General features: G+C 66.5%; 20 protein-coding genes. 8 read left to right on the forward strand and 12 right to left on the reverse strand.

The genetic code is table 11. From position 1 onward, the window contains the following. Nucleotides 1-68 precede the first annotated feature (68 nt). The 3 genes from ACZ899_RS02315 to ACZ899_RS02325 all read left to right on the forward strand — a co-directional run bounded on the left by ACZ899_RS02315 (nt 69) and on the right by ACZ899_RS02325 (nt 1874). Complete coding sequence (locus ACZ899_RS02315; protein ID WP_203652045.1) at nt 69-566, forward strand: PaaI family thioesterase; 498 nt, start codon at nt 69-71, stop codon at nt 564-566. Nucleotides 567-632: 66 nt separating this feature from the next. After that, nucleotides 633-1148 (forward strand): GNAT family N-acetyltransferase, encoded by a 516-nt coding sequence (locus ACZ899_RS02320; RefSeq protein WP_203652046.1) that lies wholly within the window; start codon nt 633-635, stop codon nt 1146-1148. A 30-nt stretch (nt 1149-1178) separates the two neighbouring features. After that, nucleotides 1179-1874, forward strand: coding sequence for a glutathione S-transferase N-terminal domain-containing protein (locus ACZ899_RS02325; protein WP_234562615.1), 696 nt, complete (start codon nt 1179-1181; stop codon nt 1872-1874). Between the two features lie 122 nt (nt 1875-1996). Here the strand turns inward: ACZ899_RS02325 and ACZ899_RS02330 are convergent, their stop codons facing one another. Then, on the reverse strand, nt 1997-3613 hold the full coding sequence (locus tag ACZ899_RS02330; protein ID WP_234562614.1) for an inorganic phosphate transporter: 1617 nt from the start codon (nt 3611-3613) through the stop codon (nt 1997-1999). A 130-nt stretch (nt 3614-3743) separates the two neighbouring features. Here ACZ899_RS02330 and ACZ899_RS02335 point away from each other — a divergent pair, with 130 nt between their 5' ends. Both ACZ899_RS02335 and ACZ899_RS02340 read left to right on the forward strand, forming a co-directional pair. After that, the gene (locus tag ACZ899_RS02335) at nt 3744-4130 is read left to right on the forward strand and encodes a DUF488 domain-containing protein (RefSeq protein WP_186714710.1); all 387 of its coding nucleotides are present in this window, start codon (nt 3744-3746) and stop codon (nt 4128-4130) included. After that, nucleotides 4120-4551 carry a GNAT family N-acetyltransferase gene (locus ACZ899_RS02340; RefSeq protein ID WP_234562613.1) on the forward strand — a complete coding sequence of 144 codons (432 nt, stop codon included), beginning with the start codon at nt 4120-4122 and terminating at the stop codon, nt 4549-4551. Before ACZ899_RS02335 ends, ACZ899_RS02340 begins: the two co-directional genes overlap by 11 nt. A gap of 141 nt (nt 4552-4692) precedes the next feature. Here ACZ899_RS02340 and ACZ899_RS02345 read toward each other — a convergent pair whose 3' ends face one another. The 11 genes from ACZ899_RS02345 to ACZ899_RS02395 form a co-directional block, all read right to left on the reverse strand. Further along, nucleotides 4693-6126 carry a right-handed parallel beta-helix repeat-containing protein gene (locus tag ACZ899_RS02345; RefSeq protein ID WP_234562612.1) on the reverse strand — a complete coding sequence of 478 codons (1434 nt, stop codon included), beginning with the start codon at nt 6124-6126 and terminating at the stop codon, nt 4693-4695. Nucleotides 6127-6140: 14 nt separating this feature from the next. Continuing rightward, nucleotides 6141-7283 carry a polysaccharide lyase gene (locus tag ACZ899_RS02350; protein ID WP_234562611.1) on the reverse strand — a complete coding sequence of 381 codons (1143 nt, stop codon included), beginning with the start codon at nt 7281-7283 and terminating at the stop codon, nt 6141-6143. Nucleotides 7284-7399: 116 nt separating this feature from the next. Next, nucleotides 7400-8794 (reverse strand): alginate O-acetyltransferase AlgX-related protein, encoded by a 1395-nt coding sequence (locus ACZ899_RS02355; RefSeq protein ID WP_234562610.1) that lies wholly within the window; start codon nt 8792-8794, stop codon nt 7400-7402. 30 nt (nt 8795-8824) lie between these two features. Further along, complete coding sequence (locus ACZ899_RS02360; protein WP_203652062.1) at nt 8825-9454, reverse strand: alginate O-acetyltransferase AlgF; 630 nt, start codon at nt 9452-9454, stop codon at nt 8825-8827. Nucleotides 9455-9472: 18 nt separating this feature from the next. Then, the gene (locus tag ACZ899_RS02365) at nt 9473-10567 is read right to left on the reverse strand and encodes an alginate O-acetyltransferase (RefSeq protein WP_232857038.1); all 1095 of its coding nucleotides are present in this window, start codon (nt 10565-10567) and stop codon (nt 9473-9475) included. Between the two features lie 156 nt (nt 10568-10723). Beyond that, nucleotides 10724-12151: an MBOAT family O-acyltransferase gene (locus ACZ899_RS02370; protein WP_234562609.1), complete on the reverse strand. Its 1428-nt coding sequence runs from the start codon at nt 12149-12151 to the stop codon at nt 10724-10726. Between the two features lie 12 nt (nt 12152-12163). Next, nucleotides 12164-13609, reverse strand: coding sequence for an alginate export family protein (locus ACZ899_RS02375; RefSeq protein ID WP_234562608.1), 1446 nt, complete (start codon nt 13607-13609; stop codon nt 12164-12166). Continuing rightward, nucleotides 13606-15054 (reverse strand): tetratricopeptide repeat protein, encoded by a 1449-nt coding sequence (locus tag ACZ899_RS02380; protein ID WP_234562607.1) that lies wholly within the window; start codon nt 15052-15054, stop codon nt 13606-13608. Before ACZ899_RS02380 ends, ACZ899_RS02375 begins: the two co-directional genes overlap by 4 nt. A 9-nt stretch (nt 15055-15063) precedes the next feature. Beyond that, entirely contained in the window at nt 15064-16227 is a 1164-nt protein-coding gene (locus tag ACZ899_RS02385; RefSeq protein ID WP_203652072.1) for a PilZ domain-containing protein, read from the reverse strand. Nucleotides 16228-16243: 16 nt separating this feature from the next. Beyond that, nucleotides 16244-17734 carry a glycosyltransferase gene (locus ACZ899_RS02390; protein ID WP_442800045.1) on the reverse strand — a complete coding sequence of 497 codons (1491 nt, stop codon included), beginning with the start codon at nt 17732-17734 and terminating at the stop codon, nt 16244-16246. A 96-nt stretch (nt 17735-17830) separates the two neighbouring features. Further along, nucleotides 17831-19138 (reverse strand): nucleotide sugar dehydrogenase, encoded by a 1308-nt coding sequence (locus ACZ899_RS02395; protein WP_203652077.1) that lies wholly within the window; start codon nt 19136-19138, stop codon nt 17831-17833. Between the two features lie 568 nt (nt 19139-19706). Between ACZ899_RS02395 and ACZ899_RS02400 the strand changes: the two genes are divergently transcribed. The 3 genes from ACZ899_RS02400 to uvrC all read left to right on the forward strand — a co-directional run bounded on the left by ACZ899_RS02400 (nt 19707) and on the right by uvrC (nt 22633). Further along, nucleotides 19707-20096 carry a helix-turn-helix domain-containing protein gene (locus ACZ899_RS02400; protein ID WP_028692527.1) on the forward strand — a complete coding sequence of 130 codons (390 nt, stop codon included), beginning with the start codon at nt 19707-19709 and terminating at the stop codon, nt 20094-20096. A 63-nt stretch (nt 20097-20159) separates the two neighbouring features. Continuing rightward, nucleotides 20160-20798: a response regulator transcription factor GacA gene (gacA, locus tag ACZ899_RS02405; protein ID WP_028692526.1), complete on the forward strand. Its 639-nt coding sequence runs from the start codon at nt 20160-20162 to the stop codon at nt 20796-20798. An 11-nt stretch (nt 20799-20809) separates the two neighbouring features. Next, nucleotides 20810-22633, forward strand: coding sequence for an excinuclease ABC subunit UvrC (gene uvrC, locus ACZ899_RS02410; RefSeq protein WP_050704747.1), 1824 nt, complete (start codon nt 20810-20812; stop codon nt 22631-22633). Nucleotides 22634-22659: the final 26 nt, after the last annotated feature.

Raw genomic sequence — 22659 nt, forward strand, 5'->3', positions numbered from 1 at the left:
GTGGAACGGGCAGGGCGCTACCATCGGCAGCCAGCCTCCTTCCCAAATCCAACAAGCCAAGGACGCGTATGACCGAGCAAGCCCTTTCCCTGCAGCAACTCGCCGCCCCTGATGGCACCTGCTATGGCTGCGGTTGTTCCCACCCCAGCGGCCTGCACGTGCAGAGTCACTGGGATGACGACGGCGTCCACCTGCTGTGCCGTCATTCCCCTGATCCGACCTTCATCGGCTGGCCCGGCCTGGTCTACGGCGGCCTGCTGGCCATGCTGGTCGATTGCCATTCCAACTGGACCGCGATGGCCCACCACTATCGGGCCGAAGGCCGCGAGCCCGGCAGCCTGCCGCGTATCGACTGCGTTACCGGCCAGCTCAGCCTGACCTACCTCAAGCCCACGCCGATGGGCGTCGAGCTGCAGCTCAAGGCGCGGGTCGAGGGTGAGGTGGGGCGCAAGAGCCGGGTGATCTGCGAGGTCTGGGCCGGTGATGTGCTGACCGTCACCGCTGACTCGGTGTTTGTCCGGGTCGATACCGAGAAGCTCAAGCGCCAGGCTCACGGCGACGCCTGAACCTTGCGCCGGTTGGGAGGGGCTGGCATTGTCGAGGGTGATCCGGATGCCCGACAGGATGTTGCCATGCCCTACCAGATCCGCCCGGCCCGCAGGGACGATTGCGCAGTCCTGAGCCATATCGGCCAGGCCACCTTCGCCCTGGCCAGCCCGCCCGACAGTGCCCCGGCGGCGCAGCAGCATTACATCACCCACAACCTGCAGCCCGAGCATTTCCAGGCGCACCTGTGCCACCCGCACAAGCGCCTGCTGGTGGTCGAGCAGGACGGCCAGGTGCTGGGCTACAGCATGCTCGACCTGGCACCCGGTGAACTGGGGATCGCCGCGGCCGATCAGCTGGTGGAGATTTCCCGCTGCTATGTGCTGCCCGTCGCCCACGGCACAGGCGCCGCGCAGTCGCTGCTCGAGTCTATCTTGTCCCACACCTGTGGCCCGGTTCGCCTGACCGTCAACGAACTCAACGCCAAGGCCATCCGTTTCTACGAGCGCAATGGCTTTCGCAAGGTGGGCGAGGCGATCTTTCCCTGCGGTGACGAGCGGCACCGAGACTGGGTGATGGTCAGGACGCCCGACAGTCTTTAAATTGAATCCCCCAACCTTCAGGGCGCGAACATGACCGATCTTTGTGCATTCCCCATCACCCGCAAATGGCCGGCCCGGCATCCCGAGCGCCTGCAACTGTATTCGCTGGCCACGCCCAACGGCGTCAAGGTCTCGATCATGCTCGAGGAGATCGGCCTGCCCTACGAGGTGCACAAGGTCAGCTTCGACAACGACGACCAGCTGAGCCCCGAGTTCATCTCCCTGAGCGCCAACAACAAGATTCCGGCAATCCTCGACCCCGATGGCCCTGGTGGCCAGCCGCTGCCGTTGTTCGAGTCGGGGGCGATTCTGCAGTACCTGGCCGAGAAGAGCGGGCAGTTGCTCAGCCAGGATCCTGCCCAGCGCTACCAGACCCTGCAGTGGCTGATGTTCCAGATGGGCGGCATCGGGCCGATGTTCGGCCAGGTGGGGTTCTTCCACTTCTTCGCCGGCAAGGAGTACGAGGACAAGCGGCCCCGGGATCGCTACGTCAATGAGTCCAAGCGCCTGCTGGGCGTGCTCGATCGCCATCTGCAGGGGCGCGAGTGGATGGTCGGTGCGTACAGCATTGCCGATATCGCCATCTTCCCCTGGGTGCGCAACCTGGTGGAGCGCTACAACGCGCGCGAGTTGGTGGGGTTCGATAATTTCAGGGAAGTGCAGCGGGTGCTGGCCAAGTTCCTCGAGCGCCCGGCGGTCCAGCGCGGTTTGAAGATCCCGGCCTGACAGGGGATCCGTGGGAGCGGGCTTGCCCCGCGATAGCGTCGGAAAATTCAGTATCGCTATCGCGGGGCAAGCCCGCTCCCACGCTGGTAATCCTGCGCGATCGCCTGCAGATTCAGCGACATTCAGAGAATCTGGTTCAGCAACCAGTACAAGCAACCCGCCAGCAACATCGCCGCCGGCAAGGTCAACACCCAGGCCATCAACAGGTTGACCAGCGTCTTGCGTTGAATTCCCGAGCCATTGGCCACCATGGTCCCGGCCACGCCCGAGCTCAGCACGTGGGTGGTCGACACCGGCAGGCCGAACATGTCCGCCGCGCCGATGGTGCACATCGCCACCACCTCGGCCGAAGCGCCCTGGGCATAGCTCAGGTGGGTCTTGCCGATCTTTTCGCCCACCGTCACCACGATGCGCCGCCAGCCGACCATGGTGCCCAGGCCCAGGGCGATGGCCACCGCCACCTTGACCCACAGCGGGATATAGCGGGTGGCGTCGTCCAGCTGGCGCTTGAACAGTTGCACATGGCGCGTGGTGTCGGCGTCGTAGTGGGCCAATCGGTGTTTGTCGATCAGGCGGATGGCCTCGCTGGTCAGGTACATGTCGTTACGCACGTTGGCCATGGCCTCGGCCGGCACGCGCTTGAGCGAACCATAGCCTTTGACTTCCTCGCCGATCATGCCAGTCAGCGCGGCCAGCGCCGGGACCAGCTCGGCGCTGGCCTTGGGCTCAGAGATGAACGCGGTCAGCACCTGGCGCGGATCGGCCGGTGCGGGGGCTGGCGCGGCGCGCACCAGGGCCTGGCGGGTGACCTCGGCGACCGCCGAGAACTGCAGGGCCTGCTCGTTGGGCATGGTCTTGTTCAGCGCATAGGCCATTGGCAGGGTGCCGACCAGGATCAGCATGATCAGGCCCATGCCTTTCTGACCATCGTTGGAGCCATGGGCGAACGACACGCCGGTGCAGGTGAGGATCAGCACGCCGCGAATCCACCAGGGCGGCGGCGTCTGGCCTTCTGGCGCCTGATACAGCTCGCGGCGCTTGACCAGCGCGCGCAGGGCGAGCAGCAGCAGGGCGGCGCAGGCGAAGCCGATCAGGGGCGAGAGCAGCAGGGCGTAGCCGACCTTGCTGGCTTGGGTCCAGTCCACGCCGCTGGTGCCGTCGCGTCCGTGCATCAACGCGTTGGCCACGCCCACGCCGATGATCGAGCCGATCAGGGTATGCGAGGACGACGCCGGCAGACCCAGCCACCAGGTGCCGAGGTTCCAGATGATCGCCGCCAGCAGCAGGGCGAAGACCATGGCGAAGCCGGTCGACGAGCCGACCTGCAGGATCAGCTCCACTGGCAGCAGGGCGATGATGCCGAAGGCCACCGCGCCGCTGGAGAGCAGCACGCCGAGGAAGTTGCACAACCCCGACCAGACCACCGCCACCGGCGCCGGCAACGAATGGGTGTAGATCACCGTGGCCACTGCGTTGGCGGTGTCGTGGAAGCCGTTGACGAACTCGAAGCCCAGGGCGATCAGCAGGGCCAGGCCCAGCAGCAGGAAGGGGGTGACGGTGGTGACCACGGTGCCGCTGGCGCTGACATCCTGCTTGAGGCTCCAGAAGGTGTAGGCCAGGCCGGCCAGCAGCAGGCCGAAGAACAGGGTGAGGGTGGCGCGTCCGGGACGGTGGGACAGGTGGGGGCGGGAGTCGAGCTTGGGCAGCGCGTCCTGGCTGACCAGCAAGGGAGTTGTCATGATGGCTCCGGGGGCTTCGACGGAGAGGGGAAGGTTTCCTATCCTAGAAACAATCTGTTACTCCCGCGTGACCTCGGTCAACGGAACCTCTAGTCTAGAAGGCACCACGCAATTGCCAAGCGAGTTTCCGATGATCTGTTGCAAGCGGGTGTACGATCCCGTCATGGCGAGCGATGGCCAACGTGTGCTGGTCGACCGCCTGTGGCCGCGCAACACGCGCAAGGAAGACCTGCACGGGCAGTGGCTGCGCGAAGTGGCGCCGTCCGACGCATTGCGCAAGGCGTTTCACGCCGGCGAGTTCGACTTTGCCGGTTTTACCCAGCGCTACCAGCAGGAACTGGCCGCTCACCCCGAGCACTGGTACCCGCTGCTGGACCTGGCTGGCAAAGGCGACCTGACCTTGCTGTACGCCGGCAAGGACACCGAGCACAACAACGCCCAGGTCCTGGCCCGGTGGCTGGAGGACGAACTGGAACGCCGTGGCCCGGCCAGTTCGCCGGTGTGCTATGCCCCTTGAACTGATTCCTGCCAGCGACGAACACCTGACGTTTGCCCGTGACCTCACGCGCCGCGCCATGCTGCCGTATTACCGTGAATTCGATCTGTTGTGGATCGAGGAAGCCTTCGACGAAGCCTGGGGCTGGCGCGAACAGTGGCTGGTGATCGAGGACGACCGGGTGTTGGGCTTTTGCAGCCTGAGCCAGGACCGTCAGGCGCTGTATATCCGCGAGTTGCACCTGTTGCCCGAGCAGCGCGGCCGGGGCGTGGGAGGCTGGGTGCTGGAGCAGTTGGCCGGCTGGACCGCGCAGCGTGGGTTGCCCTGGCTGCGGTTGATGGTGTTCAGCAGCAATCCGGCGCGGCGCCTGTACCAGCGCCGTGGGTTCGTCGAGGTCGGGATGGACGAGTGCTTTGTGCGGATGCAGCGCCCGGCACCCTGACGCGATCCTGTGTAGGAGCGGCCTTGTGCCGCGAAAGGGCCGCAACGCGGCCCCGGCGATCTTTGCTTTAACGCTCAAATCCTGGGGCCGCTCCGCGCCCCTTTCGCGGCACAAGGCCGCTCCTACAGGGGGCGGTGGATTTCAGTCCTGGCGCACCCTGACCATCCGCCCCTGAACCAGCATCGCCTCCAGCACCGGCCCCTGCAACGCCAGCAGGTCGCCGGCCAGCAGGTTCTGCAGCAGCGCCTTGCCATCGAAGCGATTGCCTCCCAGTTCGACCTCGCGCACGCCCTCGACCCGCACCACCGCCTTGCCCACCTGCCCCAGGCGGTTGCCGCTGATCACCAGCGGCCCGGGCTGCGGCGTGGCGTTGCGCAGGCTGACGGCGTACTCCGGGGTGTTGCCGATACGGTTGCCCACCAGGGTCAGGGCCGTGACCTCGCTGGCATCCACGGCGCTGCCCTGGCTGCTGGCCAGCAGGTTGTCGTCGATCAGCAGCGGGGCTTCGGTCGTCGGCGCGAGGTTGCGCAGCTGGATGCCATGGCCACGGCTGTCGCCGATGCGGTTGCCGGCCAGCAGCACGGCGCCGCGCTGGTCGCTGATCTCGATGGCGGCCTTGGCGGCGCCGAGGATCAGGTTGTTTTCGACCAAAGCCCGGGTCTGGCCACGCAGGCGCACGCCGCTGTTATTGTCGACGCCGCGCAGCTGGTTGCCACGCAGGCTCAGCTGGCTGTCGCGGGCGTCGATGGCGTACTGCTGCGAGCCTTCGAAACGGCTGTCGATGACGGTCGCCTGGCTGTGCTGCAGCTCCAGCGCGCTGGACAGCTCGCTGAAATGACTGGCCTCCACCAGCAGCGTGGCCGGACGCGTGCTGGACGGCTGCTGGGTGCTGAGCGCGGTGCTCAGGCCGCGGGACAGGTTGGTGTTGTAGCCCAGGCGTTTGAGCGTCGAGCCGATCACCTGGGTATGGCTGCCAGCCCAGGCCACCACGAAGGGCCGCCAGGCGCGGTTGGTGTTGCCGGGCTTGTCGCCAGCGACGCTCTCCAGCGTCGATTGGTTCAGCCCCAGCCAGCCCTGGTTGATCAGCGCGGTGCCGGAGTAGCTGTACAGGTAGAGGCTCGTGCCCTCCAGCAGCAGCCCGGCATCGGCGCCGATCATCAACGGGTAGCTGAGCAGGTAGCCGTCCTTGTAGCGCTTGAGGACCCGTGGGTCGTGCAGCGCATCGTGCAGCTGCGCCAGGGTGATGCTGCCACCGCGCAGCACCACGGCCTGCGGGTGATGCGCCTGGTAGCCGGCTATGGCGCGGAACAGGCCGTTGTTGACGAACGGCTCGAACGGCCAGCTGCCGGCCTGGGACGAGAACATCGGTTGCAGGCTGACACTGGCGCGGCCCGCGGGTGGCGGGCGGCGTGCCTGCTCGAAGGTCACCGCCTGGCGGGCCTGGTGGCGCAGTTGCTCCAGCTGCTGCTGATACTGCGCCTGGGGCAGGGTGTCCATCACCGTCGCGGCCTGGGCAGTCGTCGCCAGCAGCAGGGCGGCCAGGCAGGTGAGGGAAAAGCGGCTGAACGGTGCCATGGGAGCGTCCTTGATCAAGGCAGGTTGGGGTAGGCCGGCTTGAGCGGGCCGCCGATCTGGCTGTAGTTGTCCACCTCGCCGTCTTCACTGTCGTACAGCTGGCGGGCGAGGGCATGCCCGGGCCGGCGGGCCAGGAACGGTATCAGCCAGGCCAGCTTGTAGGGCGCGACGTCGGCCTGGCGCTGGCCCTTGAGCTGGGGCAGGGAGTCCGGGGCGAGCACGCTGCGGGCGGCGAAGGTGGCCAGCTGGTCGAGGGTACGCTGGTCGTCCTCGCTCCAGGCCAGGCCGTTGGCCCGGGCCGACTCGCCGAGCAGCACCAGCGGCACCAGGGCGTACTGGCTGTAGTTGGCGGCCAGCTTGCTGCGTGCCACTTCCAGCGGCAGGTAGGCTTGGTCGCCATGGCGCACGGCCTGGGCCAGGCCCCGGCGCAGGTTGCCGTCGGCCCAGCGGATGAAGTCGTCGCGGTCCACCAGCATGCCGGCGGCGGCCACCGCCCAGGCGGCCCAGTAGTCGTGGTTGTTGAAGTAGACCGTGGTGGACTGGCGGCGCGGGTCGTATTCGCGGATCACCTGCTCGCCGAGCTGGGTGAACCAGCGTCGTTGCACGGGGCTGAGCGACGTCTTGCCGTCGGCCGCGGCCTGGGTCAGCAGCACCGCGCCGGCCATGGCCGCCAGGGCCCACTTGCGCGCGGCCATGCCGGTGTTGCTGGCATCCGGGTCGAGCAGGGCACCCGCTTGCGCCCAGTGCTCCAGCCACTGGTCCTGGCAGGCCAGGGCCATGTTGGCCTGCTGCGGCTTGGTGGCATTCTGGAAGCGCTTGCCGGCCTGGATCAGGCCGCCGACGAATTGCTTGATCTGCCGGGCGACGCGCTCGCTGTCGGCGTCTGGGCTGGCGCGCAGGGTGGATTTGCTGGCGTCGCGTGGGTCGTATTTGCTCTGCAGGTGCAGGCTGGCGGTATAGGGCGGTGGCGACGCCTTGCTGCAGGTGAGGGTACGGTAGTCGGCGATCATTACCGATTGCGTGGTGGCGCGGGGGGGCCAGATGGTTTGGGCGGAGTGGGCCAGGGGGCTGAGCAAGGCGAGGGCTGCCAAGATAAGCGTAAGTTTTTGGGGATACAGCGTGGGAGCGGGCTTGCCCCGCGATGCGGTGCATGGCACCGGCTTCGCCGGTGATCGCGGGGCAAGCCCGCTCCCACGCTGCCACCCTGTTCCCTGCGTGACAGCGCAGCCCGGAAGGGCTGGGTGATCTCCTACAGGAATTGCGTGGGTGCGGTTCACAGGCACAGGCGGGTCTCCACATCGGTGGCGGCGGTGCCGGCCTTGGTCGGTTCGAGGAACACCGAGAGCAGGTTGGCGCCGGCGAACTCGGGGGCCTTGCTCAGTTCGAGGTAGTACTGGCCGCCGCTTACGGCCGCCTCGCGGCGGAACCACACCTTGTCGCGGGCGCCATTGTCGTAATAGACGATGAGGTAGAAGTCCTTGACGCTCCTGTCGCTCAGGCGGATATCGAGAAAGCCGTTGGACACGGTCTGCCGGGCGCCACCAGCATTGCTCAGCAGTTCGATGCGCTCGCCGACCTTGAGTGGCGGACGCTGCAATTTCGTGCCAAGGATTTCCCTGGACGCCTTGCAGCCGCCGTGTATCGCCGGCACCAGCTGGCGGTACATCAACGGCGAATCCAGGCGGTAATTGGCCGGCAGTTCCCAGACGATCAGCTTGGGCGGCGCCTCGGGCTTGTAGTCGGCGGACAGCAGGTACTCCAGCAGCGAGCCGTCCTCGCCCACGCCGGGCAGGGCGTAGTTGAGTACATCCGCTTCCAGGTACTGCTTCAGGTAGCCGTCGAAGTTGAACTGCTTGCTCTCGTCCTCGCGGGCCGCCGCGTTGCTGTCGCCGACCAGGATCACCTCGGGATCGGGGGCTTCGTCGAACAGGGCGTCGCTGCTGTCGGCCACCGGCACGGTCTGGTAACCGCGCACGTACTGGAAACCGTAGTTGTTGCCGCAGATGTAGCTCAGGGCCAGGTTCAGGGTGCCGTCCTTGGGCACCATCACGCCGGGCTCGGTGCTGTAGCGCTTTTTGGTCAGGCTGTTGTAGAACGGCTGGCGGCGGATCTCCTCGGCCATGAGCCTGGCCGTTGCCTCGGCGCCGGCCGGGGTCCAGTGGTGGTCGCGGCGGAAAAAGTACTCGCCCTGGGGCGGCTGGCGCACCAGCTGCATCATAGGCGCCACCACCGCGCCGGCCTGGCGCAGCTGCCCCAGGTAGCTGTCGAGGTTGCGGCTGGCGCGCCCGTAGTCGAACCCGTGCAGTTGCTCGGCGTAGAGCTTGTCGCGGTGCATCAGGCCGCGGGTCGGCTGGATCGCCATGGCCACCTGGATGCCCTGGCGGTGGAACGCGTCCATCAGCCGGGCGAACTCCGGGCGCATGGGCGCGGGAATGCCGAAGTCGTTGGTCAGGTCGACCATCGAGCGGAACAGCCAGCGCTCCTTGCCGGGGACGATCTGGCGCATCAGCTTCATGCGCCCTTCGGCATAGTGCTGCGGTTCGGCCAGGGCCGGGCAGACCATGCACTGCAGGTTTTCGCAGCCGGGCCGGACGGGCTCGGCGGCCTTTGCCTGCGCGCCGAGCAGGGCCAGGGTGGCCGCGAGGCCGAGGGGGAGGAGGGTGTTCATGGGCCAGTCATCCTTGCGTGCGGCACGGCGTCACTCGGTCGGGTCGATGCTGTTGGCCAGGCTCAGGCTGCGGTTGCCTGGCAGCAGCACATAGCTGTACGAGCGGCCCTTCTTGAGGAATAGCTCATCGAAGCTGGCCACTTCCTGGCCACCGACGTAGGCGGCGAAGTCGATCTTGATCTCGTTGACCATGCGCGCGCCGGTCTGGCCGCTGGCCAGGGCCTTGACCACCTCGTGCTTGCCGTCGGCGGTGCGCAGCGTGGCCTGGGACGGGGTCAAGTTGTAGAAGGCCACCTGGGCCTTCTTCGGCTCGTTGACGTACTGGTCGGCGATCAACTGCAGTTGCTTGCCGTCGTAGACCACGGTGCTGGCGGCATTGGCCACCAGGGTCGGTTCGATGGCCTTGGCGCCGATACCGATCCTGTGCACGCCGGCCGGCACGAAGCGGTAGCCGCTGAGCTGGCCGGGGGCGACCTTCTGCGGGTTGAGCTTGCCGCTGAGGGCCACCTCGACGTTGCCGTCGGACAGGTTGAGCACACGCACGAACGCAGAATCGGCCGGGGCCACGGCGTCGTACAGGTCGGCATTGCCTTCGGCGGCCAGGGCGGCGTGGCTGGCACAGGTCAGGGCCAGGGCGGTGAACAGGGGCGAAAGCTTCATCAGGTTCTCCTAGGGACGTCAGAAATGCCCGGGCTGGGCGCTGCGGGCCAGCGCGCCGGGACGATGGGCCAACAGGGTGCGCAGGGGGAACTCCCAGACCACGGTGTCGATCTGCGGGTTCTGCAACTGGTCGCCGGCGAGAAACTGGTTCATCGCCTCGAACGGCCCGCGGGCCTCCACGGCGATGGACAACAGGTCGCGGTTGAGCGCCTCCTTGAGGAACCCGACGAAGTTCCAGTCGTCGATCTTGCTGTAGCTGGTACCCACCAGCAGCAGGCTTTGTGTCTGTTCGGCGAACAGCGCGTCGCTGTTCTGTTCGGCCTGGAGGGTCTCGTACAGCTCGATCGGGTTGGGGCCGAACTGCGGCGCCAGGCGGGCGTGGTCGAACTGCAGGTAGTTCATCAGGTCGCCCTTGACCGTCTTGTCGCCGGCCTTGCGCGACACGTACACCTGGTCGCCGAGCAACTGCGGGCGCTGGCGGGCCAGTTCATAGGCCGACAGGCGCGCGCCGTCCGGGCTCCAGTGGGTGTCGGACTTGAGGAACAGCCGTGGGCCGGCCAGGTTGCGCAGGTAGGCGTCGCGCAACGGCACCACGTCCAGCCGGCGTAGCTGCAGGTCGGCGACGAAGCGGTCGTAGAGGCTGTGCACCCGCGGATCGAAGGCGTGCTCGGCGTGGTTGGCGTAGATATCCAGCTTCATCGGCAGCGGCAGCAGCACCAGGTGCTTGCCGTGCTCGGCCAGTTGCCTCTGGACCTTGACGATCTGCTCCAGCTGGCTCGCCAGGCTGGCGTCCAGGTCGTTGGGCACGCGGTATTCCTGGTTGGTGTAGAGCCAACCGTCCTTGCCCAGCACCACGCCCTTGGTGCCCTCGCCGAACAGCTGGAACTGGGCGTCGGCCCACAGTCGCTGCGAGGGCTCGCGCAGGAACAGGCGCTTGTCGTAGACCTGTTCGAACTTGCGCAGCAGCTTGCCGTCGACGAACAGGTTCCAGCTGTCGGTCTGGGCACGGGCAAAGCTCAGCACCGGCGGCAGCGAATAGACGAACATCGCCGCCAGCGCTAGGGCGAAGACCACACCGTTGGCCTTGCCGGCCGAATTCATCACTGGGTACATGGCATTTCCACGGAACAGTTAGTTGATTCATTGATCGACACGTCCCCCTGTAGGAGCGGGCTTGCCCCGCGATCAAGGCGACGCGGTGCATGGCACCGGCTGCGCCGGTGTTCGCGGGGCAAGCCCGCTCCTGCAGGGGGCATCTCAAGCCTTGCCCTAGAACTGGAAATACAGGAACGGCGAGAACGAACTGGCCGCCAGGCTGCTCAGCGCCAGCAGAAAGCCCCCCCACAGCAGCAGGCTGTGCAGCACACCGACGTGACGCATGAAGTAGCCTTCCTTGTTGCCGGCGTAGAAGCGCACGTTGTTGATCCCGGCCAGGATCAGCCAGGCGATTGCCACCAGGGCGAAGGCCATGGCCATCCTCGAGGCGCCAAGCACGTAGAGCTCCAGCGAACCGAAACCGTTGAAGCCCAGCAGCGCCTGGTAGATCTGCAGGCTGTGGCGCAGGTCCATGGTGAAGAACAGCGGCATGCTCAGGATGATCAGCAGCGCGGTGCGCAGGTTGCGGCCCAGGTGATAGGGCGTGGTGACCTTGGTCGCCAGGTTGAACCTGCGCTCCAGCACCATGCCGATGCCGAAGAACAGCCCCCAGCAGATGAAGGCGAAACTGGCGCCGTGCCACAGGCCCGACAGCAGCATGGTCCACACCAGCGCCGGCAGGGCGCCGGCCACGCGCTTGCGCACCAGCGGCAGGTACACGTAGTCGCGCAGGAAATGCGCCAGGGTCATGTGCCAGCGCGACCAGAACTCGGTGATGCTCTGCGACACATAGGGCTGGTTGAAGTTTTCCGGGAAGCGGAACCCCATCATCAAGGCCAGGCCCAGGGCCATGTGGCTGTAGCCGGCGAAGTCGAAGTACAGCTGCAGGGTCGAGACCACCAGGCCGAACCAGGCATCGCTGAACTGCAGGGTGCCTTCGCCGACGAACAGCACGTTGATCGGCGCCAGGCGGTCGGCGATCAGCACCTTCATGATGAAACCGAGCATGAAGCGGCACACCCCCAGCGAGAACAGCTCCAGCGAGTGGCTGCGCTGGCGCAGCTGCGGCGCGAGCTGGCTGTAGCGCAGGATCGGCCCCGCCACCAGGTGCGGGAACAGCGCGACGAAGGCGGCGAAGTCGATGAAGCTGCGGGTGGGCGTGGCGTCCTTGCGGTAGATGTCGACGATGTAGCTCAGGGCATGGAACACGTAGAACGAGATGCCCAGCGGCAGGAAGATGTTCTCCAGGGTCCAGGTGTTGATGCCCAGCGGCGCCAGCAGCAGGGCCAGCACCTCGGCGCCGAAGTTGGCGTACTTGAAGTAGCCGAGCGTGGCCAGGTTACCGGCCACGCCGAGCCACAGCAGGCGCAGGGCACGGCGTTTGTCGCCGGCGTCCAGGCGCGCCTTGATGAACAGGCCGAAGCCGTAGTTCCAGGCGGTGATGGCGACGAACAGCAGCAAAAAGTCCGGGCGCCACCAGGCGTAGAACACGTAGCTGGCGACGACGATCACCAGCGAGCGCCACTGTGGCCGGGCCAGGTAGTAGATGGCCAGGAACAGCGGCAGGTAGAGGAACAGGAAGACGTTGGAGGCGAAGATCATGCTGGCCGGTCCTTAGTAGCTGATCACCACGCCGACACTCAGCTGGTAGTCGTCGCCGGTGTCCAGCGCGCTGCCTGCGTTGAGGTAGCTGGCGCTGACCAGGGTGTTGACGTCCAGGTGCTTGCCGTCGAGGGCTACCGGGAACATCTTCCAGTAGTAGTTGAGGTCGATCATCTGGCCGACGTTGTCGCCCTTGCCGTGCCGGCCGGCGTTCAGTTCGCTCTGGCGCCGGGCGCGGGCATCGGCGGCCATGCGGATCGGCAGGGCGCCGCCTTCGTCGCGCAGGTTGAGCTGGGTCACCCGCAGGTCCAGGGCGCTGCGCGCCGTGGGCCGGGTCTCCAGGGCGACGCCGTAGTAGCTCAGGTTGCGCAGGTCGAGGGCGACGAACGAGCTGGTCAGGCGCGTGCTGTACGAGCCCTGGCGGGTGATGCGGTCGGACTGGATCGGGTTGAGCCGGAAGCCGTCGTTGTCGTCGTCCGGCTTGTCGGTCAGGCCGCCGCGCAGGGCCAGGCGCGGGGTCCAGGGCAAGGTCTCGAAACGCTTGCCGACCTCGCCCAGCGCCGCCCAGCCGCGGCTGCCGTGGCCGGTGCTGGTGACACCGTTGCCGGCGGTGTTGTCCATCGTGCCGTCCAGCGCCGCCAGTTCCAGGTGGTAGTCGCTGGCCAGCGGCAGGTTGTCGCCCTTGAAGAACAGTCCGTAGCGCCAACCCTTGAAGTCGTAGCGGTCGTCGGCGTCGTGGCCACTGCGGTCGTTCTCCTGCATCAGGCGCACGCCGACCTGGTTGTTCGGGCTCCAGCGATAGGCGTACTGGCCCATCAGGTACAGCGTGCGCGCTTCGCTGGCGGCCAGCGAATTGACGTCGGTGTTGTAGTTGCGAAATTTCTGCCCGACCGCGACGAAGGCATCGCTGAAGGTATCCTGGTAGTTGAATCGCAGCGACTCCAGGCTGTCGTCCCACCAGATGCCGTAGTCGTCGTAGAAGCGCTGACGACCGAACGACAGCGAGAAGCGCGGGTCGTCGCCGATCAGGTTGCGCTTGACGTACAGCTCGCGCAGCTCGGCGTACCAGCCCTCGGGTTGCTCGCGCTCATTGTTGTTGGTCGACTCGTTGGCCAGGTTGCTCGACTGGCTGGAGTCGTAGTTCAGCCACAGGCGACCATAGACCATCCATTTGGCCCAGCGTTTTTCCGGCGAGTACCAGGCGAACGACGGCTCGTAGCGCAGGCTGTAGAAGCTTTCGCGGTCGCGGCCGACCTGGGAGTCCTCCGGCCCGTAGCCGGTCTGCACGGTGAGCTTGTTGAAGAACTCCGAGGTGATCAGCGGCTCGCTGCCGTCAACGGCCGCGACGCGCACCGGCGCGTTGCTGTCGGCCTCGGGGCCGGTGACTTCCTCGGCCGCCAGCGCCGCCAGGGGCGCCAGGGCGAGCAGGGCGCCGAGCAGGGGTGGGTGGGCTTTCACAGGGTGGCCTCCTTCAACAGATCGTTGCGCGCGGCCAGGGCGCGCTCGATGTCATCCTTGGGCAAGGTCTTGTCCAGCCGTTTGATCAGGCCGCGGGCGCGGGTCTCGCCCAGGTCGAGGGCGATGCGCGCATAGGTGTAGGCCTTGACCGGGTCGTGGCAGATGGCCCGGCCGCGCAGGTGCACGGTGGCCATGCGGTACCAGGCCGCGGTCGAGCCCTGCTCGGCCTGCCGCTGCCAGATGGCCAGGGCACGCTCCTGGTCGGGCTGGTCGAGGCCGCCCTTGCTGTACAGGTCGCCCAGCAGCAGCTGCGCGTCGGGATAACGGGCGGTGATCAGCTCGTCGATCAGCGCCTGGGACTTTTGCGGATCCAGGGTCAGCCAGTTGTTGACCATGTAGAACGCCGCATCCAGCGCCTTGGCCCGGGTCGGGTCCTTGGCCCGCACCTGGGCGATCAGCGCCTGGGTCTGCTCGGCGTTGTGCTCGGTGGGGTTGGAGATCATGAAGTTGGCCTTGGACACCTGCGCCGGCAGGTAGCCACGGGCGACGGCGTTGTCCAGCCAGCGCTGGGCCTCGGCGATGCCGTCGGCGCGCAACTGGTCGTTGGCCTTGTCGCGGGCCAGTTGCTCGGGCGTCGGCTCGACCTTGGGGCCCATGGCGCGGCTCAGGCGCTGTTCGCGCTCGGCGTCCAGCTCGGCGCGGGTGGTGCCATGGATGCTGTCCAGCAGCGCGCCGATGCGCTGCACGACCTCCACCGGCAGGCTGGCCATCTCCGGCTCCAGGCTGCGGGCGAAGGCGAGGAAGGCCGGATCCTGGCGCTCGCCGAGGAAGCGGTAATAGCGCTCAATGCCGCGCGGGTCGATGCGTGCCGCCTGGCGGTACCAGCGCTCGGCTGCGGCGCGGTCGCCCTGGCGCTCGGCGACCACAGCGCGGTATAGCTCGGGGCGGCAGTTGAGCAGGCAGCTCTGTTCGTACAGCGCCAGCAGTTCGGCGGCGCGCTCGCCGGGGAACAGCTGCGGATAGACCAGGAACACCTCCAGGCTGGTGCTGGTGCTGCGCGGATCACGGTCGTTGGGGTAGCGGGCCAGGGCCTGACGCACCCAGGCTTCGTGACTGCGCTGCAGGCGCGGGGTGCGGTCGAGCAGGCGCGCCAGCGAGGCCAGCGCCGGGATCTGGCCGTGGCCGTCGGCGAAGGCCTCCTGGTACAGGCTCACGATGTCCTGGCGGTTGGCACTGTCGCTGTTGGCCAGCACGTCGCCGAGCAGTTGCTTGGAGGCCAGGTCGCCGCGCTCGGCGAGGGTGCGCAGGTCGCTCGTGACATCGGCGCTCGGGTCCTTGTACAGCGCGTAGCGGATCTGCTCCAGGCTCTGCCCGGCCCAGCCGCTGCCGGCCCAGGCCAGGCCGAGGCCGGCCAGCAACAGGCGCGGGGCGTTCTTGGCGATCATGACCGGCCCTCAGTTGCCGCTGCCGAACGGCAGGCCCAGGTACAGGTCGACCGCCACGGCCTTCTGGTAGGCCGCTGCCGGCAGCGGGCTGTCCGGCTGGATGGTCAGGGCCAGGTTGTGGTTCAGCTCGTCGGAGCGGGCGTCGACCACCTTGCCGCTGAAGTGCTGGTCGAGGCCGAACACCTGCATGTCCACCGAGCGCACGCGGCCGACATCGGCGAGCTTGTCGAACGGCACGTTGGCGCGCACGAACAAGCCCTCGTGCTTCGGCAGCAGGTGCATCATCGGCGCCGCCTTGTAGCCATAGCCGTCCAGCGGCGGCGACGGGTACCAGACCTGGCAGTCGCACGGGCTGTTGATCACCGTCTCGACGCTGGCGCGCCCCAGCAGCGCCTGCAGGTCGCCCGGGGCGAGGTCGGCCAGGGCCTTCATGTCCGCCGGGCTGGTGAAGCTGGTGGCCAGCTGGGTGGAGATGTTCGCCAGCGGCTGGCCGGCCTGCACCTCGCTGGCGCCGGCCGGCAGCAGGTACTTCACGTAGCCGTTGTCCGGCATGCTGATGACCTGGGCATTGCCGGCCACCGTGGCCTGCAGCGCCGGGACGCGGAAGAACAGCAGGTAGCCCTTGTAGCCGACGAAGCCCAGCGCGGCCAGGCCGGCGGCGGCGTACAGCGCGGTGCCGGCCACGGCCTTGAGGCGCTCGGCCGGGGTGCGGGCGCTGGCCTGCTGGTGCTTGCGCGCCTTGATGTAGTTCTCGCGCTGCATCACGTTGAACAGGCCGTTTATGTCGGCGACTTCGCCCGACAGGTAGGCGCTGATCAGGTAGCGCAGGATGTCGCGCTTCTGCGCGTCGAGGTCGACGAACTGCGCGCCGACCTCCTTGCCGCGCTGGGAGACGATGCGCACCTTGCCGTCGATCGACAGGTCCACCTGGTTCAGGCGCAGCTGGATCGAGGCGTCGTACAGCGCGCCGACGGTCAGCGGCGCCTCGTGCAGCAGGCCGATGCCGCCCAGCGAGATGTCGGCCAGGTCGGCCTCGAACGGTTCGCGGCCGACACCGGACAGGCGCACCCGGGCGTGCATGCGGGTGCGCACGTACTGACGCTCGTCGATGGCTTCGTGGACGATGTTGGCCGTGGTCGTGCCCGGGGCCGCCGGGGTATTCGAAGTACTCATGTGCAGGCGCCTTTCCTTAACGTTGCGAGAGTTCCAGAAGAACGGTGATGACCCCGAAGAAGATGGCGATCGAGGAGCACAGCATCGCCTTCGAGGACCAGCGGTTGAGGCTGGCGTCGAAGTCGACGCTGCCGGTGGCCAGGGTGGTCTTCTGCCGCGTCCAGCGTTGCTGGTCCATGTGGAACATCGCGTAGACCTTCATCAGCGAACCGACGATCTGGTTGTAATAGAGAACGAACGGGTACATCGGGCTGACCGGGTGCCCGGCGAAGACGAACAGCACCGTCACCAGGCTGCGCGAGACCAGCACCCAGAACAGGTACACCAGCAGGTACTGGATGCCGAACACCAGGCCGGCGACCACCGAGCCGGTCAGGCCCATCAGGCAGGTCCACATCGACACCCGCTGGTCGAGCAGCACGTACAGGGTGAACAGCCCCAGGCGCGCGCGGCCGAGCAGGGCGGTGGCGCGGAAGTTCTGGCGCAGCGAGTTGCCGTACCAGCGGAACATCAGCTGGCGGGTGGCCACCCAGAAGCTGTCGCTGGGCGGGTGCTCGACGGTCAGGGTGTGGCTGTCGGGCACGTAGAAGGTGTCCCAGCCGGCGCGCATCAGGCTCAGCCAGCTCGACTTGTCGTCGCCGGTGAGGAACTGGAAGCGGCCCAGGCGCCAGTGTTCGAGAAAATCCGCCTCGACGTCGCGGATGAAATCCGGGTCGGTCATCACCCCGGCGCGGAAGAACGACAGCCGCCCGGTGAGGGTCAGCACCCGGTGCGACAGGGCCATCGAACACATGTTGATGTGCCGCTGGACGAAACGCATCGAGTGCCACTGGCGCATCCAGCGACTGCCCTCGACCTCGCAGAACTCGTTGGTGGTCAGGCCGCCGACGTCGGGCAGCACGGCGAACAGCTTGACCGCCCGCTCGACGCAGCCGGGCAGCATCATGGTGTCGCCGTCGACCACGCCGACCACCGCGTCGTCCAGCGGCATCTGCCGCGACAGCGCGCGGAAGGCGTGGGCCAGGCCATCGCGCTTGCCGGTGCCGCGGGCGCGGACGATCACCAGGCCGATATCGTCGCGGCCCCGCACCTCGTCGCGCATGATGTCCTTGATGAACTGCTCGTCGCCCTTCTCGACGATCGAGGCGATTACCGTGCACGGCACCTTCAGCCGCTGCACCTCCTGGAACACCGACTGGTACACCTTGAAGGTGGTGTGGGTGGGGATGCGAAAGCTGGTCACCACCATGAACATGTGCGACGGCAAGGCCGCGTCACCCAGGCGCTCGACCTGGCGGCGCAGGCGCGGGAAGCGCCAGTGCAGGAAGTACATACCGCGCAGGTAGTGGACGATGGCGTTGCCGTAGCGCCATATGCCCAGGGTGCCAATGATGAAGATGAACAGGTGGTGGTTCGGGTCCAGGTACTGTGGCGCGACCATCTGCGCGGCCAGGGCGATCAGCCCGGCGAGCAGCGTCCAGGCGCAGAAGCTGGCCGCCGCGCGCATATACCCCGGGGCCGCGAAAGGCCGCTGTTGCTGTCGTTCCATGGCGTTGTAGCTCCTTGGGTCGGGGCCCGCCGTAACGGCGGGCGGCGGCGTGCCTTACCAGCAGATGCCGTGGCGTTGGGCGTCGCTGCTGCCGGCCATGAAGCCGACCAGGTCGATCACCTGCTTGCCGTTGCCGACGTCCAGGGCCTGGACGAAGCGCTCGTCGTTGTTGCCCAGCACGATCACCTCGGCCTCGTCGATCACCTGCTGCAGGTCGCTGCGCAGCAGGGCGCTGACGTGGGGGATCTGCTGCTCGATGTACTGGCGGTTGGCGCCGAACTGGCGGGCGTGGTCGACGTTGGCGTCGAAGATGCGCAGGTCGTAGCCCTTGCCGATCAGCTGCTCGGCCAGGGTTACCAGCGGGCTTTCGCGCAGGTCGTCGCTGTTGGCCTTGAAGGCCAGCCCGAGCAGGGCGATGCGGCGCTTGCCGGCCCGGGTCACCAGGTCGAAGGCGTTCTGTACCTGGTTGCGGTTGCTGTCCATGATCGAGGCCAGCAGCGGGTGCGCCACGTCCAGCTGGCTGGCGCGGTAGGTGAGGGCGCGCACGTCCTTGGGCAGGCACGAGCCGCCGAAGGCGAAGCCCGGGCGCAGGTAGTAGCGCGACAGGTTGAGCTTGTAGTCCTGGCAGACCACGTCCATCACTTCGCGGCCATCGACCCCCGACGCCTTGGCGATGTTGCCGATCTCGTTGGCGAAGCTGACCTTGGTGGCGTGCCAGACGTTGCAGGTGTACTTGATCAGCTCGGCGACCTCGATCGATTTGCGGATCACCGGGGCGTCGAGGCCTGTGTACAGCGTGGCGAGCAGATCGCCGGACTGGCTGTCGAGTTCGCCGATCACGGTCATGGCCGGGAAGTCGTAGTCCTGGATCGCCGTGCTTTCACGCAGGAATTCCGGGTTGACCGCCACGCCGAAATCGCGCCCGGCCTGCTTGCCCGAGGCCTGCTCGAGGAGCGGGATGACCACGTTCTTCACCGTGCCCGGCAGCACCGTGCTGCGCACCACCACGGTGTGGCGGCTGGCCTTGTCGCGCAGGGCCGCGCCGATCTCCCGGCACACCGCTTCCATGTACACCAGGTCGAGGTCGCCGTTGGCCTTGCTCGGCGTGCCGACGCACAGCAGCGACAGCTCGGTGGCCAGGATCGCCGCCTGGACATCGGTGGTGCCGCGCAGGCGGCCCTGGCGCACGCCGTCGAGCAGCAGCTGTTCCAGGCCCGGTTCGACGATGGGCGAGCGGCCCTGGTTGATCATGTCGATCTTCGCCTGGGCGACGTCCACCCCCAGTACCTGGTGTCCGCGTGCCGACAGGCAGCCGGCGCAGACCGCTCCCACATAGCCAAGTCCGAAGATACTGATGTTCATAGATCCCTCTCCCCAGGCGCGGCGCAAGGCCGGCCGAGATACTCAGTTCAGAAGTTTTGAAAATGCCAGACGCGCAGGATCAGGCCGCGCTAGATATATAGCGATGCAGGCTGTTTCTTGGTGGTCTTTTTACATCCTAAGGAGTTTTCTGATAGTTCGGCAAGCTTTGTTGTGTTGTTGTTTTGATAAATACTAAATGCCCTGTGAGAAAGTTAAAAATCATTTATAAAACAATGACTTAAAGTTAGATAAAAGTTGGGCGTCAAAAAAACGATACCCTTGTTTGTGCCGATAAAATGACGCCAAAATGGCGCTTTTCGCCACTTTTTCCACCGTTTCAGTCGCGCTTCGATGTGCGCTTTTTTACTGACTTGGGTGATTTTTCTGATTCTTGGAAGTGCTATTTTCGTCTGTCGTCGGGCGCTTCCATGTCCCCCAGGCGTCCGACTGTGGCGCAATGATGGCTTGCAAGGATTGGATCCAATTGGCATAGTGCCGGACGACTGCGCAGGCATTCACTCGGGTGCGGGATGCACCCTTCTTCCATTCATGCAAAGGAGGCAAGCAGATGAACGGATTCGGTCCGCGACTCAGAGAAGAGCGCGAACGCCTGGGGCTGACCCAGCGTATCTTTGGCGACATCGGTGGCGTCGAGCCCAACGCCCAGGGCAAATACGAGAGCGGCGAACGCACGCCGCGCATGGACTACCTCGCGGCGGTCGCCAGCAAGGGCGTCGATGCGCTCTATGTGCTGAGCGGCGTGCACACCCCCGCGCCGCTGGACAGCCTCACGTCCGACGAGAACCGTCTGCTCGACGCGTTCCGCCGCCTGCCCTCGGCCGACCAGGCCGCGGTCTGGCACCTGCTCAACCGCCTGGCGGGCGAGGAGGGCGGGGCGCAAGTGCTGCGCATTCGGCGGCCTGACCGGCAGGCATATTTCCATGACGCTTTGCGCTAGGTTCGTTGTGAAAAATTTTGTTAAGGTGGCGGGATCCAATCGCCCCACTGACGAGGTGTCTGCTTGATTAGGGTCCTGGTGGTCGACGATCACGATCTGGTGCGTACCGGCATCACACGCATGCTGGCCGACATCGACGGGCTGCAGGTGGTGGGGGAGGCGGACTCTGGCGAGTCCGCCCTCAAGCTGGCCCGCGAGCTCAAGCCGGACGTGGTCCTGATGGACGTGAAGATGCCAGGGATCGGTGGTCTGGAAGCCACGCGCAAGCTGTTGCGCAGCCATCCGGACATCAAGGTGGTCGCGGTGACCGTGTGCGAGGAAGACCCGTTCCCCACCCGCCTGTTGCAGGCGGGTGCCGCGGGCTACCTCACCAAGGGTGCCGGGCTCGACGAAATGGTCCAGGCAATCCGCCTGGCCTTCGCCGGCCAGCGCTACATCAGCCCGCAGATCGCCCAGCAGCTGGCGCTCAAGTCGTTCCAGCCGCAGGGCTCGCCGTTCGACGCGTTGTCCGAGCGGGAAATCCAGATTGCGCTGATGATTGTCGGCTGCCAGAAGGTGCAGATCATCTCTGACAAGTTGTGTCTGTCCCCCAAGACCGTCAATACTTACCGTTATCGAATCTTCGAAAAACTCTCGGTCACCAGCGACGTCGAACTGACCTTGCTGGCTGTCCGCCACGGTATGGTCGACGCAAGTCTGTAAGCACACACCTCATGTCACAACCTTTTGATGCAAGCGCGTTCCTGGCGACCTGCAGCGGTCGCCCGGGCGTGTACCGGATGTTCGACGCCGAAGCCCGGCTGCTGTACGTGGGCAAGGCCAAGAACCTCAAGAAGCGCCTGGCCAGCTATTTCCGCAAGACCGGGCTGGCGCCGAAGACGGCTGCCCTGGTGGGGCGCATCGCCCAGGTCGAAACCACCATCACCGCCAACGAGACCGAGGCGCTGCTGCTCGAGCAGACGCTGATCAAGGAATGGCGACCGCCCTACAACATCCTGCTGCGCGACGATAAGTCCTACCCGTACGTATTCTTGTCTGACGGCGAATTCCCGCGCCTGGGCATCCACCGCGGCGCGAAGAAGGCCAAGGGCCGCTATTTCGGCCCGTACCCCAGCGCCGGTGCCATCCGCGAGAGCCTGAGCCTGTTGCAGAAGGCGTTCTCGGTGCGCCAGTGCGAGGACAGCTACTACGCCAACCGCACCCGCCCGTGCCTGCAGTACCAGATCAAACGCTGCAAGGGGCCGTGCGTGGGGCTGGTCGCCGCCGAGGAGTACGCCGAGGACGTGCGCCACTCGGTGATGTTCCTCGAAGGCCGCAGCCAGCAGCTGGGCAACGAGCTCAGCGCCGAGATGGAAAAGGCCGCCATGGCCCTGAACTTCGAGAAGGCCGCCGAGCTGCGCGACCAGATCGCCCTGCTGCGCCGGGTCCAGGACCAGCAGTACATGGAGGGCGGCTCCGGCGACGTCGACGTGGTGGCGGCCTTCGTCAACCCGGGCGGCGCCTGCGTGCACCTGATCAGCGTGCGTGGCGGCCGGGTGCTGGGCAGCAAGAACTTCTTCCCCCAGGTGGGCATTGAGGAGGAGGTGGCCGAGGTCATGGCCGCGTTCCTGTCCCAGTACTACCTGGGCAACGCCGAGCGCGAGCTGCCGGGCGAGCTGATCGTCAACGTGGTGCACGACGACTTCGCCGCCATCAGCGAGGCGCTGCAGACGCTGCGCGGCCGCGAAATCAGCATCAGCCACCGGGTGCGCGGCACCCGCGCGCGCTGGCAGCAGTTGGCGGTGACCAATGCCGAGCAGGCCCTCAATGCCCGCCTGGCCAACCGCCAGCACATGGCCGCGCGCTTCGAGGCGCTGGCCCAGGTGCTCGACCTGGACGAGGTGCCGCAGCGCCTGGAGTGCTACGACATCAGCCACTCCAGCGGCGAGGCCACCGTGGCCAGCTGCGTGGTGTTCGGCCCCGAAGGCCCGCTCAAGTCCGACTACCGCCGCTTCAACATCGAAGGCGTTACCGCTGGCGACGACTACGCGGCCATGCACCAGGCCTTGCAGCGCCGCTATGGGCGGATCAAGGACGGCGAGGGCAAGCTACCTGACGTGCTGCTGGTGGACGGCGGCAAGGGCCAGCTGAACATGGCCCGCGACGTGATGCAGGAACTGGGCTTTGCTGACCTGACGCTGCTGGGGGTGGCCAAGGGCGTGACCCGCAAGGCCGGTTTCGAGACCCTGTACCTGAATGACGTGGCCCACGAGTTCACCCTCAAGGGCGACTCGCCGGCCCTGCACCTGATCCAGCAGATCCGCGACGAAGCCCACCGCTTCGCCATCACCGGCCACCGCGCCCGGCGCGGCAAGGCCCGACGCACCTCGAGCCTGGAGGACGTCGCCGGGGTCGGGCCCAAGCGCCGTCGCGACCTGCTGAAACATTTCGGCGGCCTGCAGGAGCTCAACCGCGCCAGTGTCGACGAGATCGCCAAAGCCCCCGGCATCAGTAAAAAGCTTGCCGAGTCGATTTATGCCAGCCTGCATAGCGAGTAGAATGCCGGGTTCAACTCGCAGCCAGT

This window comes from Pseudomonas sp. TE31087, from assembly GCF_057284075.1.

Excerpts from the sequence above, each read along its gene's own strand:
- ACZ899_RS02355 (WP_234562610.1), bottom strand. The coding sequence starts at position 8,794 with ATGAACACCCTCCTCCCCCTCGGCCTCGCGGCCACCCTGGCCCTGCTC.
- ACZ899_RS02395 (WP_203652077.1), bottom strand. The coding sequence starts at position 19,138 with ATGAACATCAGTATCTTCGGACTTGGCTATGTGGGAGCGGTCTGCGCC.
- ACZ899_RS02360 (WP_203652062.1), bottom strand. The coding sequence starts at position 9,454 with ATGAAGCTTTCGCCCCTGTTCACCGCCCTGGCCCTGACCTGTGCCAGC.
- ACZ899_RS02380 (WP_234562607.1), bottom strand. The coding sequence starts at position 15,054 with ATGATCGCCAAGAACGCCCCGCGCCTGTTGCTGGCCGGCCTCGGCCTG.
- ACZ899_RS02340 (WP_234562613.1), top strand. The coding sequence starts at position 4,120 with ATGCCCCTTGAACTGATTCCTGCCAGCGACGAACACCTGACGTTTGCC.
- ACZ899_RS02335 (WP_186714710.1), top strand. The coding sequence starts at position 3,744 with ATGATCTGTTGCAAGCGGGTGTACGATCCCGTCATGGCGAGCGATGGC.
- ACZ899_RS02385 (WP_203652072.1), bottom strand. The coding sequence starts at position 16,227 with ATGAGTACTTCGAATACCCCGGCGGCCCCGGGCACGACCACGGCCAAC.
- ACZ899_RS02365 (WP_232857038.1), bottom strand. The coding sequence starts at position 10,567 with ATGTACCCAGTGATGAATTCGGCCGGCAAGGCCAACGGTGTGGTCTTC.
- ACZ899_RS02345 (WP_234562612.1), bottom strand. The coding sequence starts at position 6,126 with ATGGCACCGTTCAGCCGCTTTTCCCTCACCTGCCTGGCCGCCCTGCTG.
- ACZ899_RS02400 (WP_028692527.1), top strand. The coding sequence starts at position 19,707 with ATGAACGGATTCGGTCCGCGACTCAGAGAAGAGCGCGAACGCCTGGGG.
- ACZ899_RS02390 (WP_442800045.1), bottom strand. The coding sequence starts at position 17,734 with ATGCGCGCGGCGGCCAGCTTCTGCGCCTGGACGCTGCTCGCCGGGCTG.
- uvrC (WP_050704747.1), top strand. The coding sequence starts at position 20,810 with ATGTCACAACCTTTTGATGCAAGCGCGTTCCTGGCGACCTGCAGCGGT.
- ACZ899_RS02315 (WP_203652045.1), top strand. The coding sequence starts at position 69 with ATGACCGAGCAAGCCCTTTCCCTGCAGCAACTCGCCGCCCCTGATGGC.
- ACZ899_RS02320 (WP_203652046.1), top strand. The coding sequence starts at position 633 with ATGCCCTACCAGATCCGCCCGGCCCGCAGGGACGATTGCGCAGTCCTG.
- ACZ899_RS02330 (WP_234562614.1), bottom strand. The coding sequence starts at position 3,613 with ATGACAACTCCCTTGCTGGTCAGCCAGGACGCGCTGCCCAAGCTCGAC.
- ACZ899_RS02370 (WP_234562609.1), bottom strand. The coding sequence starts at position 12,151 with ATGATCTTCGCCTCCAACGTCTTCCTGTTCCTCTACCTGCCGCTGTTC.
- ACZ899_RS02325 (WP_234562615.1), top strand. The coding sequence starts at position 1,179 with ATGACCGATCTTTGTGCATTCCCCATCACCCGCAAATGGCCGGCCCGG.